We start from the raw sequence: 16,821 nt of genomic DNA, 5'->3' as shown, positions 1-16,821 counted from the left end.
TTACCTCTAAGAATGTTGAACGAATAATATCAATTTATTACTTTCGCCGTTATCCCTTTTTGCCTCCTCCTTTTTAACTAAAATACTTAATAACGAGAATGATTAATGATAAAACATTACCCTTTTGAAAAAATATGGTAGTTTTATTAGAAAATACTAATATAATAGAAAATGTTCTTACTGGAAGTACTATCTGTTCTCATAAAATTTAGTTCGACTCGACTTTTGCAGAAGTAACGAAACTTCCTAGAACAGATAATTAGATACAGGATATTTCTAAGTATTACTAACATACGTTGGAGGAATTATGAAACTAAAAATTATACTAACAATTCTAATATTGGCACTCATCATAAGTGGGGGATATGGTTTTTATTTGTATGCATGGGATCCAAGTGAAAAGGTTTCGGTAAATGAAGATGAACTAACAAATGCTGGTTTCTTAAAAGATAAACGAGCAGTACTTTTCTTTTCAACTACCGCTGACCAAGATTCAAATGATGGTGGTACTAGCTATGCAATGTTCGTTGATGAGAAAGGACAAGCGAACAGTATTAAAATGGACGGTTTAGAGTTGGGTAACATCACTAAAAGCACTAGTCAAGTATTTATAGAAGATAAAAATCGAATACAACTGATCGGTGAGAAGTATAAGACTGTTCATTTTAAAAAAGTCAGTATACAGGAGAACGTTCTGGCTATTTACCAGGTAAAGATTTATTCTTTAGCATTTATAATACAGGATTTAATAAAAAGGGCGGATATGATTCCGATGTTCGATATGGAAATGCAAATGGATTTAAAACAGGTACTATACCTAGTTACCTTGTGTCTTCTGGTGTAGAAGGTGACAATGTTTACGTTTTAGCTAACGACCAAACTAAGCCTAAAGAGTTTGAGTTAAAGGAAGTAATCTTAGATAATGAATTTAGCCTTAAGGATTTAGCTAAGGTGGAAACTCCTAGTGAAGTAGCTGCGGAATCAGAAGTGTTAGCTGATCAAAATTATTTTTATGTCATTATGGGAGCAGCAAAAGATGATCATAATAAAGATGACCTTTTAATAAGGGTAAATAAACAAACAAAAAAACAAGATATCTTTCCACTTGTGCATTATGCTGGAGTGAACGACGTAATTGAAACGATCGTATTTAATGTTAGACAATCTGCATATATCTTCAAAGATGAGCTTTATTTTGTTGATGGATTAGGTGATGTTTATACATTTAATACAAAATCAGAACAAATTCAAAAAAAATTCTCGTTTGTTGATGCTGATCAAACTAAAGTTGGTTATAACGAGCAAGTTTACTTCCAAGATGATCGTGTTTATTATTTTAGATTTAATCCTAAAAGCGAAAAGTATACAATAGATGTTTACAGTCTTCTAACAGGGAAACAAGAATCCCAACAAGAAATTACTGGTATAAAAGAGGTTATGAACCAAGTGCAAAAGAGAGGAAAATCTATTTACTCTTATGGTTTTATGATGTTAAGTAAATAATAAAAACAAAGGGCCAACGATGGCCCCTTTTAATGACAACCATGTTTTCCTCTTAAAAGAGTTTTTCCTTGCTCTTACTTTCATAAAAAAACAAAAATCACTTTATTTTTAATGACGTGACTTATTTCTAGTTAGTAATTATTCCTTTAATGGAACAATAACAGAACCCATTAAATACTCTTGTCCACTACTATTCTTCTGAACTACTAAAACTTCATAGGAACCAGCCTCTTTGGTTGAACTAGTTGCAGAGTATTTAAAGAATAAAGTATTACTCTTTTCTTTAAACGTGGGAATTTCTACCACACTAAATCCTTTTAACTTTTTATATGCAGAATTTAACTCATACTTTGTTTTTTGAGAATTTTTCCTGCTAAAATTAGCATCCATTTCAAATTTAAAATTACCTTCACCTGTGTTATAACTTTCTAAGTACCACCGGTAATCATTTTCTATATTATTTGCCAGATTGACCAATTCAAAATGATAATCGCCTGTTTTTAATTTTAAAAGTCTACCATTATGATTACTTAATTCGATACTATTAAAGAAAGGTATATACTCACGCAATTCAAATGTAAATATACCATTATCATGAATTGATGTATCAATTACTTTCGTTTTTTTACTAACTAATACATTATCACGAAATAATCTAACATTTGTAATTGGTGCTTTATTGTAATTATCGTAGAAATATAAAGTTATTCTTTTCGTATAATCATTTTTATTAAAGAATAAATAATTTTTTTCTTTTTTAATTTCTCCTTCTAATTTAGCAACAGCAGAAAGCATGGGATGCGTAGGGTGATTATTTTTTTGGGAGTTGCATGCTGTAAATATAGCAATGAGTGTAGCGGTTAGTATAAATAAACAAAGCTGTTTTTTCAATAATATTCCTCACTTCTTTTTTTCCTAATTTAAATTTCAAAAAGAATAAACTATTTGCGAGGATATCTGAAAAACCATTTATACGTTCCGTCACGATCATTCGCCCTGCTGTACAAAGTCTTTTTTGAGCCAAGTAAAGGTTTGTAAGTGTATTTGTACTTTTCTACCTTAATTTTATTAGCACTCCATAATTCATAGATATAACCTTTTTGTGCAGTAAATTCTACAGTTGATGTTTTTCCCCAACTCTTACCAAATGTTCCCCCTAGATTTGCTTCGGCAATTTTTTTAATTCCAAATTCAGTAGAACCGGAAAGGGTATAAGTAGAATTTGAAGTAGAAGATAATGTAACTGTCGCTTGTGCATTTACAGCTTCAAATGCATCTTTATCCCATCCATTATATTTATAAGAATAGGCGTAATAATTCCACTTTTTATCTTTCCAGGGACCTAAAAGTTCAGAACTGCCAAATTCATTAGTCGATCTATAAGTAACACTAGGACGACTATTTGAAGGGACAACTGCTGCCAGTGCAGATAATGGGTCGAAGATAGAAAAAATAATTCCATATGACAAAATTAATCCAAGTCTTTTTTTCTTAAATTGTTTCACTAAAATTCTACCTCCTTTTATATTTATTTCGGTATGTTTCAACAAAAATACACAATAATTTTTGTATATAAGTGGATACTTTATGAATGTTTTCCAAATATCATTTTAATTTTAGACTAATGCCTTACTATTAAGTTATTAATCCTAAGGAGGTCTAGCTATGAGAAAGAAAATAGTAGTTATATTTGTAGTTATTGCATTTGAAGTGATCAGTTCTTATTTGTATATAAATATTAAATTAGATTTAACTAAGGATACTGTAGAAGATTATCTTGTGACAGAAAAAGGGGTTGCTAAAAAAGATATTAAAGTGAGTAAACCCGTCTATGATTGGATTAAAGCAAAAGGAGACAAAAAGTGGTTTGTTTGTGTTGAAATACTGGGTGATCAGGGAACTTATTATTATTATAAAGACCACCAAAAAAATAAAGTAAAATTGGATTATTATATTTTACATGGGGTTGAATATAGTGCTAGAGAATATGAAAAAATAAAAGGTAAAACCCCTTAAAAAAAGGAGGCGACCTCCTTTTTACCAATTAAATGTTTTTACAATATGAAAGTTATTATACGATAAAGCTAAGTTATTTAAGAAGTCGTATGGTTTGATAATTGAAGGACGCTGCCAAACTGTTTTAAAAACTCCACCTCCCATTGATAAAGTACTAGGCTTTTTATATTCAAAACCTGCTTTGTAATACGAATACCATACTAATTCACTACAATAAGTTTTTTTAATATTAGTTGGATTTGGAGTAAAGTTTAAATCATAAGGTATATTTTTATTTAAAAAGTTATCCTTAGCTTTTTGAGCTACCTTTGTTCCCAGTGTCGCATTTTTTGATCTAATTACTTTTGTACTTGGATTCTTAGATTGACTAAGCCATTCGGTTATCGAAATCTTTGATGGCATTTTGTTCGGTCCAGCAATATGCAACACAGTTTTAGAATCAATCACGATCCCTGCATGACCTACAATCCCCTTTCCACTTACCCCAGGAGCTGTACTCTTTGAAATAAGTATGTCTCCCGGTTTAAATTGAAACGAATTTGCCTTGCCTTTTGGTAATAAAATTCCTAAACAAACGATACATAATATAAACCCTATTATAATTTTTTCTTCGACTAATAGCTTTTTCATTACTAATCTCCCTTTCTACTGATTTACTCATTGAGGAAGATTTTACCTGAAAACATCGTTACAATGCTGGGATATAATTGAATAATTTGTCAATTTTTTCACATTTTAATATATCTCCCCATAATACATACTTTTATATAAAAAAGGGCACCTATCCATCAAATAACGATGTAATAGATACCCAGATACAAATTTATTTTTTATTAACCAACATACTCAAATGCTCAGCAGCCGATTTTATATCTTCTTTCCCTAAAATCGCAGAAACAATTGCAACACCATCAATATCTGTTTCCATTAATTCAGAAACGTTTTTTTCATTAATTCCACCGATGCCTACGATTGGAATTTTTACTGCCTCACGTATTCTTCGTAACTCATCTCGTGCTAAATATTTTGCATCTAGTTTTGTACTCGTCGGATACACTGAACCAATTCCAACATAATCCGCACCTTGTTCCTGTGCAATCATTGCTTCTTCTAATGTTGATGCAGATACACCAATAATCATATCTTCTCCAATAATCTGTCTAGCTACAGTTAAAGGTAAGTCTTCTTGACCGATATGCAATCCATCAGCCTGTATCGCCAAAGCGATATCTAAACGGTCATTAATAATCAATGGAACATTATATTTTGAAGTTACTTCTTTTACTTGCAAAGCAATTTTGTAAAAATCTAGACTACTACAATTTTTTTCTCTTATTTGTACGATTGTTGTTCCACCTTTAATTGCTTCCTCAATAGATTGAACTAAATCTCTTGATCCTAATACATCTCTGTCAGTTACTAAATAAAGCTTATAATCTATTTTACTTTTTGTTATAGCCATTCGATTTTTCCTCCCGTTAGAAGTGTATCAACAGAAGCTTTAGATACTTCATCAAATAAGTTTATTTTAAATGTACCGATTCCTTGCCCTTCAGTTAGGCGAGCCTTAGCAAGCTCTCCACATAGTCCCATCGTAGTAATACCGGAAACAGCTGCAAGGAAATAATCAGTCGTTGCACCAGCATAAGTTCCAATTAGTGATGTACTCATACATCCAGTTCCAGTTACATCAGCTAGCATTTTATCTCCATTTGAAATGGTACATACTCGGTCCTGTTCTGCAATAATATCTACTGCACCTGTAATTGCAACTACTGAGCCTAATTTCGCTGATAGAGATTTCGCAATTTCAACGCCGTCTTCTTCACCAGCTACAGAATCCACACCTTTAATTTGAACATTTAAGCCAGCAATCATTTTAATTTCTGACATATTTCCACGAACTACTGCAAAACGTACTTCTTTCAATAATTTAGCAGTCGTTTCTGTACGTAAAGTAGTTGCTCCTACACCAACAGGATCTAATATAACTGGTACGCCTAATTGATTAGCTTTTTTACCAGCTTTAATCATTGATTGGATTGTTCTTTCATTTAATGTTCCAATATTAATAACAAGAGCTGATGCAAAAGATACCATTTCTTCTACTTCGGCTAAATCATCTGCCATAACTGGTGATCCACCTAGAGCTAACACCATATTTGCACAATCATTTACAGTTACATAATTTGTAATGTGATGAACTAAAGGCTTTTTCTCTTTCACGCTTTCAAGAATTTGACTCATTTCATTCATAGTTAACATTTTTTTCTCCCCCGATTTGCTTTGGAACAAGCTTATTAATAACAAACTGAACAACTATATAAATGACACAAATTAAAATCATACTTGGTACAGTAGCCCCAAGGAAGAAATCTAATTGTACAAACTTACGATAAATAAAAACTCCTAAAATCCATGTAATAACCGCAATCCAATCAATTTTCAACGATTTACTTATACTTGTTCTTTTTAGGATAAAATAGTCCGTTAATAAAATTGCATATAGCGGCGCAAAAAATGAACCAATTGTATATAAAAATCCTTCATACTTTTCAATTGGGAAAATAACGGCTAATAATGTTCCTATAGCTGTAACGATAAGGGCTATATGTTTTCCATTTAGTTTTGGAAAAATGGTTGTAACTGATATTCCGGCAGAATAAGCATCCATGAATGTTGTTGTAACAGTCGCTAGGACGACGATACCAACCGCAAATAATCCCAGATTTGCACTCATTAAAACAGCAACCGGGTCTACTTCATTAAATGCCAGTGCTGCGCCTAGCCCAATAATATACATCCAAGAGCTTCCAAACATATAACCTATAAAACTACCAATTGCTCCATCCTTTGTTGTCTTTGCAAATCGAGTATAATCACTAATTAATGGAATCCACGATAGTGGCATTATGACCGATAATTCAACTGCTTCTCCAAAAGATAATCCAGTAGTGCTTGGTTGAGTTAAGATTTTATCACTTTTAAAAATAACAAAACACAGTACAATTGTTAGAACAAATAATAAACAAACGGCTAAACTATTAAGTTTTTTTGAAGCATTTTGTCCAAAGTACAACCAGATCGCGATTAATACTCCAATTACTAAACACCAAACCCATAAGTGATCGAATTTATAATCTTTTATTGTAACTAAATTGATAGAGCGAGCCCCTGTTAAAATCATAATTGCTGTCCAGCCTAGTAACTGTAAAACATTTAAAATCGAAAACAAATAGCTACCGTAACTACCAAATGAAATTTTTGTAGATTCCATTGCTGACAATCTTTGCTGAGAACCAATGACTCCACCTAAAATGAGCAATAATGTTCCAAGTAAATGCCCTACTAAAATGGCCGTTAAACCTTTCTTAAAACCTAGTGGTGCTACTAGGGCACCAGTCATAATTTCCGCTACAGAAACTGCCGCACCAAACCAAAGTGTTGTAAAGTTCCACTTCGTCATTTTTGCATTTTGCTTAGACATGTTGAACGCCTGCCTTTTCATACAATGAGTAGAAATGATGGACAGGACCTACTCCTTTTCCAATTGAAAAGGAATGTTGGATTGCTAATGTTATATAGTTTTTCGCCTCTCTAATTGCCTCATTTAATTCAAGTTCATTTGCTAAATTAGATGTGATCGCTGAAGATAAAGTACAACCTGTACCGTGGGTATTAATTGTATTAATTCTAACGCTGTTAAAGCTTGTAAACTCCTCACCGTTAAAACAAATATCGGTCGCTTCACCTTCTAGATGACCACCCTTTACAAGGACGTTCTTTGCACCTAATGAGTGAATTTGAATAGCAGCTTCTTTCATCTCTTCAATCGTTGTAATTTTTCTTCCAGTAATCACTTCTGCTTCAGGAAGATTTGGCGTAATAACAGTTGCTAAAGGAATGAGTTCTTGAATTAGAGCTTCCTTTGCATCTGGACTTAATAAGTCAAATCCACTTTTTGAAACCATAACTGGATCAACTACGATCTGCTTTGGTTTATATTGCTTAAGTTTCTCAGCAATTACTTTAATCGTCTCTATTTGAGATACCATTCCAATTTTTACAGCATCTACTTCTATATCAGTAAAAATTGCATCTAACTGACTAGCAATAATCTCTGGTGTCATATCTTGTACAGCGAACACTCCTTGCGTATTTTGAGCTGTTACAGCTGTAATTACACTCATTCCAAAAACATGATGAGCTGAAAATGTCTTTAAATCCGCTTGAATACCTGCACCACCACTTGAATCAGAGCCGGCTATCGTTAATACTTTTTTCAATTTTCTTCCCCCTATTTCATGAATAGAACTCTTTGATCTTACAGATAGAAGATGAAACTTGATTTTAAATACAAAAAAGCACAAATCCCATAAGGACTTGTGCTCGAACAAATCAATGTTATGAATACAAAAAATGTATTCTACCGTTCACTTTCCTACGCTGGCATTATCCAGATCAGGTTAAAGGGTCAAAGACTACCTGTGTCTTAATCTCAGCCGACCATTTACGGCACCCCTAGTACTATTCAATTATTTACTTTAATTACTTTATCATCTTAATTAATCCTCTAAATTTATTCAAGTATTTAGACTGATTCCTTTAAATTTTGTCTTTAAAGAAAACCATATTGCTATTTTGAATAATTAACTGTATCACAATTTGAACTACAAGTTTTTGCGATCGAGCAAGAGCCACATTTACCTTTTTTCGTTTTCTTTATATATCGTAAAAGTGTCCACCCTGCATATCCAAAAATAAGAGCTCCTATTATAATATTGACAATCATAAGTAGATACCCCTTTCTCTAGTAGCCTAAGAGACTTCCAACTTGATAGATAATTAATGCTAATATATATGCAATAACTAATGCATATCCAACTGAGAAATATGTCCATTTAGCTGAACCTGTCTCTTTACGAATTGTCGCAACTGTTGCTAGACATGGTACATACAATAAGACAAAAACCATAAAGCTAAATGCGGAAAGTGCAGAAAACTGTGTTGACAGTATTCCTTGTAAAGAATGTGCATTTGGCACGTGATAGATAATATTCATAGCAGATACGACAACCTCTTTAGCTAAAAATCCTGTTAGTAAAGAAGCACCTGCTTGCCATGTACCAAATCCTAAAGGTGCAAGTATTGGTGTAAGTATACCCCCAATCATTGCTAAAAAGCTATCATCCATCGAAACACCGAAACCACTTGGTCCCATATAAGATAATAACCATATAGCTACAGAACCACCAAAAATAAACGTACCAGCTTTTCGAATAAAGCCCTTCCCTTTGTCCCATGTGCTTCTAAACAAAGCTTTACCTTGTGGCATACGGTATGGTGGAAGTTCTACGACAAATAATGAAAACTCACCTTTTAATATAGTAGATGAAAAAACCTTAGCTAATATTAATGCAACTACGATTCCAAGTATATACAGTGAAAAAACAACTATTGCTTGATTTTTCGCAAAAAACGCTCCAACGAATAGTGCGTATACTGGTAATCGTGCCGAACAAGACATTAATGGTGTTAACAAAATCGTGAGTAGTCTCTCTCTAGGCTGTTCTATTGTTCTAGCGGCCATAACCCCAGGTACATTACAACCAAATCCTATAATCATTGGAATAAATGCCTTTCCGGTTAAACCAACCATCTCCATCGAACGATCCATTACTAAAGCTGCGCGAGACATATATCCAAAATCTTCAAGGAATGATATTAGTAAAAACAAAATAAAAATTTGTGGAACAAAGACTAAAACTCCACCAACACCGGCAACAATTCCATCAAGAATAACTGCTTTGATAAAATCAGATGCATGAATTGCATTTAAGCCGTTAGTAAGCCAGTCTGTTACAGGTCCTGATAAAAAACCATCTAATGCGTCGGATAAGGGTAACCCTAACCAATCGAAAGTAAGCTTAAACATTAAAAACATTGTTACTAAGAAAATAGGAATACCCAAAATTGGGTGTGTCACAAATCGATCAATGCGATCAGTTAATGTAACTGCTTCATTCGATTCTTTCTCTACCGAACTACCAATTAAATTTGAAATCATTTCTTTTCTTACAGAATAAATCCATTTTGAAGGTGCTACACCTTGTTCACTGTTTAATTGTTCCGCTGTTATTTTAATTACTTGGTCAATTTTACTAAAATCGTAAGATGAAGCTATAAATTCGATTACCTCTTTATTCCCCTCTAAGATTTGTATTGCAGTCCATCTTTTAGGAATAGATAAAGTTGTAGGTAATAATGTCATAATATTTTTAATACCATCTTCAACAATTTTTCCATAATCAATTTCAAACTCAACTTCAGATTGAGGAATTGTCGCTAATACTTCATTTACTTCGTCTGTTCCCTTACCCGATCTAGCATCAATTGGAATAACTGGTACTTTTAATATCTTTGAGATACTAGAAGGATCAATTGAAATTCCTCTCCTTTTAGCAACATCAACCATATTTAGACCAATAATCATTGATTTATTAAACTCTAGAAGTTGAAGAGTGAGCATTAAATTTCTCTCTAATTGAGCAGCGTCAACAATATTAATCATCCCATCAAATGTTTCATTTACAAAAAAATGTGAAACAACGGCCTCATCTTTTGAAAGAGGGCTCAGAGAATAGATACCTGGTAAATCAATTAGATTTCCAATTTTATTTTTAATACTCCCTACCTTTTTTTCAACGGTAACGCCACTCCAATTCCCTACATATTGGTATGTACCCGTTAAATTATTAAATAGAGAAGTTTTTCCTGTATTTGGATTGCCAATAAGCGCTATATTTAACATATTTTTTCTACCTTTATCCCAGATGCATCATGAAATCGAATGCCAAGTGATTGTCCGCAATTTTCAATCATACAAGGCCCTTTGAACGGCATTGTACATTGTAAGCAGACCATAGCCCCTTCACTTATCCCTAGATCTAAAAGACGTCTCTTCACTGCCTCACCTAGTGATGACAAGTCCGTTATTTTTGCTTTTTCGCCTTTTTTTAATTCTGAAAGTAACATAAGTGATTCCCCCGGATCGAAACTTATTATATATAAACAATTAATAATGATAATCCTTATCAATATCTTTATCTTAAATTAAGTCAAGTTAATTGTCTACCTGATTTTATGAAAAGGTTTACCTAAGAAAAAATTCCCAAAATCGAGCAAAAAAAAGCAAAAAAAAGCCCACAAAGAAAATTCGATGTAGGCTTTTTTAGAAAACAATGAGTAATTATATCTTTATTATTTTAGATCTTTAACTTCTTTTAATACACTTTCCAACTCGTCACCAGCTTGGTTAAGTGTATCCGCATTCAATGGAGATACCTTTACTCCTGCTTCTATAATATGAAGTGGCGTTTCAACTTTTTCATAAAGTGATTTGTCTTTATCTTTTACTGAGTCTTCGAATTTTTCCCATGATTTTTCAAGCGCTTCTCCGCTATCTTTTGCCTTTGCTTCATCATTATTCGAAATTTGTGTTTTTAATTCTGAAATCGTTTTGATCATATCATCAGAACCAGTTTTAATTGCATCGTCTGTTTTCGTTCCACATGCAGATAAAGTTAAAGATAGTCCTAAAGCCATTGCTGCGACTAGTTTTTTATTAGATAACATTTTTCGTTCCCCCTGAATTTTTACTACTTTTTTTATTGTTTTTATTTGAGAATCTATTATAAATTACAGCAATACAAGCTATTAATAACAAGATTATTTGAGGTATAAAGCTCTCCCAAGTTGAATATATCGCAAAGAAATCAATTGTTGGAATAGGAGCTTGCGTCGCCGGAAGTAATCCTGATAGTTGTAAACCATGAATTCCCATACCTGCAAACTTAAAACATAAGTAGAACATTAAAATACTTGAGACAAGGAAAAACGGTCTCATTGGAATTTTTAGACCAACCTTTAAGATTAAATAGCTCAGTATTGCTAAAATTGCAAATCCTAATCCGATTCCTATTAATAAAGTTGATAATTTAATTGATGATGCCATTCCAATAAAGAATAATACGGTTTCAGTTCCTTCACGAAATACTGCTAAAAATGCAAGTATTGATAAAGATAATAGGCTACCAGTATTTAACGCCTTATCACTCTTAGTTTTAATATATTGTTGCCATTGCTTCGTATTAGATTTGCTATGTAACCAGTAACTCATATATAAGAGCATGACAGCAGCAAATACCCCAGTCCAGCCTGCAATTAAGAAGTTATTACTTCCAAAAGCACCTGCTGAGAATAAAATGTTTACGATAACACCTAGAATGATACTGACACCTAATCCAGTTCCAACACCAAACCAGATCCACTTACTTTTCTTTTCTTGTCCTGACTTTTTAATAAATCCTAGTAATGCAACAACTACTAGTAATGCTTCTAAGCCTTCTCTAAGTAAAATTGTAATAGCATCTAGCATTGTATAACTAGTTTTAGACGCTAATGGTAATAGATAATCACGCATATCTGTAATTGTTTTTGTAGCCGCTTTCACATCAGGCGTTTTAGCAGTTAGCATTGCATAAGAAGTAACCATATCTCTTTCAGCGTCAGTGTAAACTGATTGAGATTGTGTTAATACAACACCTTCAATATTGATCCAAGATTTTCTAAATTGATCAATCTCCGAAGTTGCTCCTGATACATTATTATCTTTTAAATCTGCTAGTGCCTTATTTAATATTTCAATTAAATCTTCAACGCTACCTGTACCTTTTGAATCTAATTTTGAACTAGCGAACTGATGAGAAATAAACTTTTCATTTACCCCTTCTAATTCTTTAAGTGCAGTAACAAGTGCATTTTGATTCACTGTTTTTTGTGCTAGGTTATACTGAACCATTCCCATAGCTTCCTCGATTTTGCCATATGCATCAATCGATTTATTTTTTATTCCATCCTCTTTATCAAGCCACTCGCCGTTGAATTTTTTATACTCCTGCTCAGCAGATTTAAAATCTCCTTTTTGTGCAGATTGGATTGCACTTTCCACAAAAGCATTTGCATGTGTTAAATCCTCTTCAGGGCTTGCAGCAAAGGTTTTAAACGGTAAAACTAGTAATAGTAAAGCTGTTAAAGTTACTTTAATAAGAGCCTGCTTCATCGTTGATTTTCCCCTTAAATATAAATGATAATCATTATCACCTCTTGATAATAAAGCTTTTTCGCTTCACAGTCAATTAAATTTTTATTAACTATTTTTAATGTACAAATCAACATTCAGCAAAATAAAAAAGCAAAAAGTATAAAACCTTTTGCTTTAAGTGTTTATAGAAAGTAATCATCGATTCAGTCTGATTGAAAACTTTACTTTTTAAGAGGTCATTAGTTAGATGAAGAAACCAAAACCTTCTGTTCAATATTTAAAATGTTGTATAGCTCATCAAGTTTTTGAATTTCATAAGTAGGAATTACATCCGAGTCATTTGGAAGCATTTTTGAATTGACCCAGCAAGTATCGATCCCCGATCCAGCCCCACCAATTATATCCGCGCTAAATGAGTCTCCAATAATCAAGGTTTTATCTAATTCAATATTTGGAATTCGATCAAATACATATTGAAAGTATTCTTTCATCGGTTTTTGATAACCAGTATCCTCGGACACGAAAATATCTTTAAAGAAAGAATAAATATGAGCTGCATTCAATCGTTTATATTGTGTTTTAGAAACCCCATTTGTAACAATATATAAGTCGAACTCATTCTGAAGACTTGTCAGTAATTCAAACGCACCTTCAACTAATTGATTTCCCTCACCTAAATAGCTTTGATACGACTGTTCCAGCATAAAACCGTCAACTTCAATACCAAACTCTTTAAATAAAGTTGAAAAACGTGTATTAACTATATCATCTCGACTTATTTTACCTTCTTCAAAAGCCTTCCAAAGTCCATGATTAATTTCTTTGTATCGTGACTTAACTTCATCTGTTAATGGTAAATTTTGATCTTTAAATAGAGATTGTAATGCTACTTTTTCTGCTGCACCAAAATCTAATAATGTATCATCTACATCAAATAATAATGTTTTGTATGTTTTCATAACATTTCCCCATCTCTATTTATTCATATTTTACTAGATTGATTTTTAACTAGCTTAATACGTTTCAAACTTATTCCGCTTAATTTAAAAATTAATATACCACTTATAATAAGCAAAACACCAATTAGATGCTTAGAAGAAAACGGAACTTTCTCAAGACCTAGCCATCCCATAGAATCAAATAACATTGCAAACAATAATTGAGATGTGAGAACAATTGAGATCGCATAAGTTGGTCCAAGAATTTTAGTACTATTCGTTAAGCAGAAAACAACACCTACACCGACTATTCCGCTAATCCAATACCAATTTTTCATATTATGCAAAACAAATAATTCCTTACCTTCAAATAAAAGCCCCATTCCTAAAGAAGCTAAAAAGCCCATTCCTAATACAAATGTAGTAGTTACCCATATTCCTGCCCGTTCATTAACTTTACTATTGAATATGTTTTGTAAACCAATTAGTGATCCTGCTATTAAAGATAATATTAATCCATAAAGCATAAATTGCACCTCCAAAAAATTTCTGTATGAGTCCTAAAATTATCATTCGTATATATTATTTCTTGCAAGAATACTCAAACCGGCTCGATTTTTAATAAGGATACCCCCATTTTTTCGCTCTACCAGGTCATCCTTACAGAACTGTTGAATAACTCGATTAACATGTCGATAACTCGTTCCGATTAAATTTGCTGCGTCTTTAAGATTGATCGGATTTAAATTATCGTTTTGTAAAAAATCCGCTTCGTGGTATGAAACCGATAATAAGTAACTTGCTAGTCGAACTTCTACTGGATACATTAAATTAAAGCTCATTGAATTCGACTTAATAAGAAACTTTTCCGTTATGATTTCTAATAAGAATTGAAGAAACGGTGCATAGTCTTTACCAATTTTTTTTAACCAGCGATAATCTACAGCAATCATCTCAACTGCAGATATAGCTTGAACCGTATTTATATAGTTAGAGCCTCTTACATATTCAATATCTCCAATTATTTCAAGAGGCGTTTTAAATGATAGAATTAATGTTTTACCCTCCGCTGAAGAAGTATAAACTTTGATTTTCCCTTTTACTAAAATAAACAAAGTTTTTGGTGAGTCTCCTTGAGAACAAATAAGTTCTCCTTGCATGAATCGTTTAAGCGTTAAATGAGCTTTTAAATCTTCATTAAAGACTGCTTCAATATTATGTTCAGCTAAAAAATGATTAATTTGTTCAATATCACTAGTGATTTTCAAGTTAACTTCACCTCCTGTAAATTTACTTTTAAGATCCTAACACAATCACACCGATTATCATCATACCAATTCCAATAAATTGTGACGGACTAATAGTAAGCTTTTTGACTCCGAACCAGCCTCTACTATCAATGATAAATGTTAAACTTAGCTGTGCGATTAAAAGAACAGAAATTGAAAATGTCACACCAATAATATGAATTGATGTCACATTACAAAAGATAACAAATGCTCCAAGTGCCCCACTTAATAAATAAATTGGATTCACTTTCTTAACTTCAGCTAATTTTTTATCTTTTATTAATAGTAGTACGCATAAAGCCACAATAAAACCTGTAAACTGTGTAATTGTAGCTGCTTGCCAAGTACCTATATCACTACTTATTTGAGAATTAGCAACACCCTGTAGTGTAATGAATGCTCCACCAACAATTGCTAATAAAATTCCTTTCATATTTTTCTCTCCTGTCATATTGATTTCTTCATTATTAAACGATATTTGAAGGTTGTTTGGGAAGGACATATGTCCTAAAGAGAAAATTAATCAATCTCTGCAATTGTGGAAAATTTTTTAGATTATGTAAATTTCTGTGGATAGTTTGTAGATATAGTTTTGGGAGTGTGGGAATTCTGTGGATACTCTGCTATTATGTGGAAAACCTCAAATAAAAATGTGGAGAATTGTAACTATTAGTGGATAAATTGTTGTTGCATTTTTTTTGAGGCGTGTCTAGTTTTGTGGATATCTTGTTGTTAAATAGTTGAAGTCCGGATACTATATGAAGAAATACACTCTGATTTAGTGAAAAAACTACAAATAAAGTATATTGGTTCGCAATTAAATTCCTAGAGTCTGCAATAATTTGAGGAACTGCAAGTAAATTTCGATAACCGCAATTAAAATGATCAAATCTGCAATTAAATTTCTGGAATCGCAAATAAAAATAGTAAATCTGCAATTAAAATTATGAAAATCGCAAATAAACGTTTATTATCCCCATACCGCTCACCGTATTTCACGTGTAATTTCACTAGAATCAGATGATAATACCTATCCTAATCAATCTTTTTGATCTAAAAAGGTTAACACAGTCCAATTATTACCTAGATTCAGCTATTTATTAGAGCTAAGCATAGCTAGGCTCGAAAGAATACTCCTAAATACATAAAAAAATCAGGCCACTGATCTAGCCTGATTCACTTTTTATTTACTTACTTCCTCGCTTACTAAACTTGATTCCATTAAAAGTTTAATTTCATTTATCTTATTTTGATTAAATAAATCAACAATTTTACTTCCAACAATGACTCCATCACAATCATGGCTTAATTCATTTACTTGTTCTGGGGTAGATACACCGAATCCAGCTATTACAGGTTTATTACTAATTTCTTTAACAGTTTTTAAAAAGGATGATAGGCTAGCATCTAGCTCATTTCGAACACCAGTAATCCCTTTTACTGTTACTGTGTATAAGAAACCTCTCCCTTTTTCAGCAATTTTAATGATTCGATCTTTTGGTGTAGCCATTGTGACTAATCGAATTAGTTCTACACCAAATTCTTCAAGTTTATGAATGATAATTTCTTCTTCTTCGATTGGTAGGTCAGGAATAATACAGCCGTCTACTCCTGCTTGTTGAAGGTCAGATACGAACTTGTCAATTCCATAAGCTAAAATAGGATTCATATAAGTCATAACGATTAAAGGGACAGAAATTATTTTACGAACTTCTTTTATCTTTTCAAGTACAGCTCTTAAAGTTGTACCAGCTTGTAATGCTCGAATTCCCGCTTGTTGAATTACTGGTCCGTCTGCTACTGGATCTGAAAACGGAATACCAACTTCAATCGCTGATGCACCAAATTTTTCTAGTAAAGCTAGCCTTCCTCCTAATACTTCAAGACCACCATCTCCTGCCATTACATAAGGAATAAATAGTTTTTCCCCTTTTTTAAGTCGTTCAGAAAATTGGGATTCAATTCGATTCAT

The 16,821-nt window shown here is 32.5% G+C and carries 20 protein-coding genes and 1 riboswitch; of the genes, 3 read left to right on the top strand and 17 right to left on the bottom strand.

The features are described 5' to 3' along the window. Nucleotides 1-307: 307 nt before the first annotated feature. Both AB1282_RS07655 and AB1282_RS07650 read left to right on the top strand, forming a co-directional pair. On the top strand, nucleotides 308-844 hold the full coding sequence (locus AB1282_RS07655) for a hypothetical protein (protein ID WP_429898822.1): 537 nt from the start codon (nucleotides 308-310) through the stop codon (nucleotides 842-844). Further along, nucleotides 829-1,503: a hypothetical protein gene (locus AB1282_RS07650; RefSeq protein ID WP_429898821.1), complete on the top strand. Its 675-nt coding sequence runs from the start codon at nucleotides 829-831 to the stop codon at nucleotides 1,501-1,503. The genes AB1282_RS07655 and AB1282_RS07650 overlap by 16 nt, the downstream gene beginning before the upstream one ends. A gap of 138 nt (nucleotides 1,504-1,641) precedes the next feature. Here the strand turns inward: AB1282_RS07650 and AB1282_RS07645 are convergent, their stop codons facing one another. Continuing rightward, nucleotides 1,642-2,394 carry a hypothetical protein gene (locus tag AB1282_RS07645; protein WP_429898820.1) on the bottom strand — a complete coding sequence of 251 codons (753 nt, stop codon included), beginning with the start codon at nucleotides 2,392-2,394 and terminating at the stop codon, nucleotides 1,642-1,644. A 50-nt stretch (nucleotides 2,395-2,444) separates the two neighbouring features. Next, complete coding sequence (locus AB1282_RS07640; protein ID WP_056469669.1) at nucleotides 2,445-3,008, bottom strand: hypothetical protein; 564 nt, start codon at nucleotides 3,006-3,008, stop codon at nucleotides 2,445-2,447. Between the two features lie 160 nt (nucleotides 3,009-3,168). Between AB1282_RS07640 and AB1282_RS07635 the strand changes: the two genes are divergently transcribed. Further along, the gene (locus AB1282_RS07635; protein ID WP_056469668.1) at nucleotides 3,169-3,519 is read left to right on the top strand and encodes a DUF3139 domain-containing protein; all 351 of its coding nucleotides are present in this window, start codon (nucleotides 3,169-3,171) and stop codon (nucleotides 3,517-3,519) included. 21 nt (nucleotides 3,520-3,540) lie between these two features. Here AB1282_RS07635 and AB1282_RS07630 read toward each other — a convergent pair whose 3' ends face one another. The 15 genes from AB1282_RS07630 to trpA form a co-directional block, all read right to left on the bottom strand. Continuing rightward, on the bottom strand, nucleotides 3,541-4,149 hold the full coding sequence (locus tag AB1282_RS07630; RefSeq protein ID WP_429898819.1) for a YiiX/YebB-like N1pC/P60 family cysteine hydrolase: 609 nt from the start codon (nucleotides 4,147-4,149) through the stop codon (nucleotides 3,541-3,543). A 193-nt stretch (nucleotides 4,150-4,342) separates the two neighbouring features. Next, on the bottom strand, nucleotides 4,343-4,981 hold the full coding sequence (gene thiE, locus AB1282_RS07625; RefSeq protein WP_429898818.1) for a thiamine phosphate synthase: 639 nt from the start codon (nucleotides 4,979-4,981) through the stop codon (nucleotides 4,343-4,345). Further along, nucleotides 4,972-5,784, bottom strand: a complete 813-nt coding sequence (gene thiM / locus AB1282_RS07620) for a hydroxyethylthiazole kinase (protein WP_056469658.1) — start codon at nucleotides 5,782-5,784, stop codon at nucleotides 4,972-4,974. The genes thiE and thiM overlap by 10 nt, the downstream gene beginning before the upstream one ends. Beyond that, the gene (gene cytX / locus AB1282_RS07615) at nucleotides 5,768-7,006 is read right to left on the bottom strand and encodes a putative hydroxymethylpyrimidine transporter CytX (RefSeq protein WP_056469657.1); all 1,239 of its coding nucleotides are present in this window, start codon (nucleotides 7,004-7,006) and stop codon (nucleotides 5,768-5,770) included. Before cytX ends, thiM begins: the two co-directional genes overlap by 17 nt. Beyond that, complete coding sequence (thiD, locus tag AB1282_RS07610; RefSeq protein ID WP_429898817.1) at nucleotides 6,999-7,805, bottom strand: bifunctional hydroxymethylpyrimidine kinase/phosphomethylpyrimidine kinase; 807 nt, start codon at nucleotides 7,803-7,805, stop codon at nucleotides 6,999-7,001. Before thiD ends, cytX begins: the two co-directional genes overlap by 8 nt. Nucleotides 7,806-7,940: 135 nt before the next feature. After that, nucleotides 7,941-8,052: riboswitch (TPP riboswitch) on the bottom strand. A 103-nt stretch (nucleotides 8,053-8,155) separates the two neighbouring features. Further along, on the bottom strand, nucleotides 8,156-8,311 hold the full coding sequence (locus AB1282_RS07605) for a FeoB-associated Cys-rich membrane protein (RefSeq protein ID WP_056469655.1): 156 nt from the start codon (nucleotides 8,309-8,311) through the stop codon (nucleotides 8,156-8,158). An 18-nt stretch (nucleotides 8,312-8,329) separates the two neighbouring features. Further along, nucleotides 8,330-10,330 carry a ferrous iron transport protein B gene (gene feoB / locus AB1282_RS07600; protein ID WP_429898816.1) on the bottom strand — a complete coding sequence of 667 codons (2,001 nt, stop codon included), beginning with the start codon at nucleotides 10,328-10,330 and terminating at the stop codon, nucleotides 8,330-8,332. Beyond that, the gene (locus tag AB1282_RS07595; protein WP_056469652.1) at nucleotides 10,324-10,554 is read right to left on the bottom strand and encodes a FeoA family protein; all 231 of its coding nucleotides are present in this window, start codon (nucleotides 10,552-10,554) and stop codon (nucleotides 10,324-10,326) included. The genes feoB and AB1282_RS07595 overlap by 7 nt, the downstream gene beginning before the upstream one ends. Before the next feature lie 225 nt (nucleotides 10,555-10,779). Next, nucleotides 10,780-11,154: a hypothetical protein gene (locus tag AB1282_RS07590; protein ID WP_025568318.1), complete on the bottom strand. Its 375-nt coding sequence runs from the start codon at nucleotides 11,152-11,154 to the stop codon at nucleotides 10,780-10,782. Next, nucleotides 11,144-12,640: an FTR1 family iron permease gene (locus AB1282_RS07585; RefSeq protein ID WP_429898815.1), complete on the bottom strand. Its 1,497-nt coding sequence runs from the start codon at nucleotides 12,638-12,640 to the stop codon at nucleotides 11,144-11,146. The genes AB1282_RS07590 and AB1282_RS07585 overlap by 11 nt, the downstream gene beginning before the upstream one ends. Before the next feature lie 221 nt (nucleotides 12,641-12,861). Next, the gene (locus AB1282_RS07580; protein ID WP_429898814.1) at nucleotides 12,862-13,581 is read right to left on the bottom strand and encodes a YjjG family noncanonical pyrimidine nucleotidase; all 720 of its coding nucleotides are present in this window, start codon (nucleotides 13,579-13,581) and stop codon (nucleotides 12,862-12,864) included. Nucleotides 13,582-13,604: 23 nt separating this feature from the next. Next, nucleotides 13,605-14,087, bottom strand: coding sequence for a DMT family transporter (locus tag AB1282_RS07575; protein WP_056469641.1), 483 nt, complete (start codon nucleotides 14,085-14,087; stop codon nucleotides 13,605-13,607). A gap of 42 nt (nucleotides 14,088-14,129) precedes the next feature. Continuing rightward, entirely contained in the window at nucleotides 14,130-14,828 is a 699-nt protein-coding gene (locus tag AB1282_RS07570; protein ID WP_429898813.1) for a Crp/Fnr family transcriptional regulator, read from the bottom strand. A gap of 28 nt (nucleotides 14,829-14,856) precedes the next feature. Then, complete coding sequence (locus tag AB1282_RS07565; protein ID WP_056469624.1) at nucleotides 14,857-15,282, bottom strand: DMT family transporter; 426 nt, start codon at nucleotides 15,280-15,282, stop codon at nucleotides 14,857-14,859. Nucleotides 15,283-16,032: 750 nt separating this feature from the next. After that, a complete protein-coding gene (gene trpA, locus AB1282_RS07560; protein ID WP_429901081.1) occupies nucleotides 16,033-16,821 on the bottom strand; it encodes a tryptophan synthase subunit alpha in 789 nt (262 codons plus the stop codon).

Source organism: Gottfriedia sp. S16(2024) (genome assembly GCF_050473765.1).
In the GTDB taxonomy this organism is placed as follows: Bacteria; Bacillota; Bacilli; order Bacillales; family Bacillaceae_G; genus Gottfriedia.
Note: the sequence above shows the minus strand (reverse complement) of the source record. Positions and strands in the feature narration are given on the sequence as shown.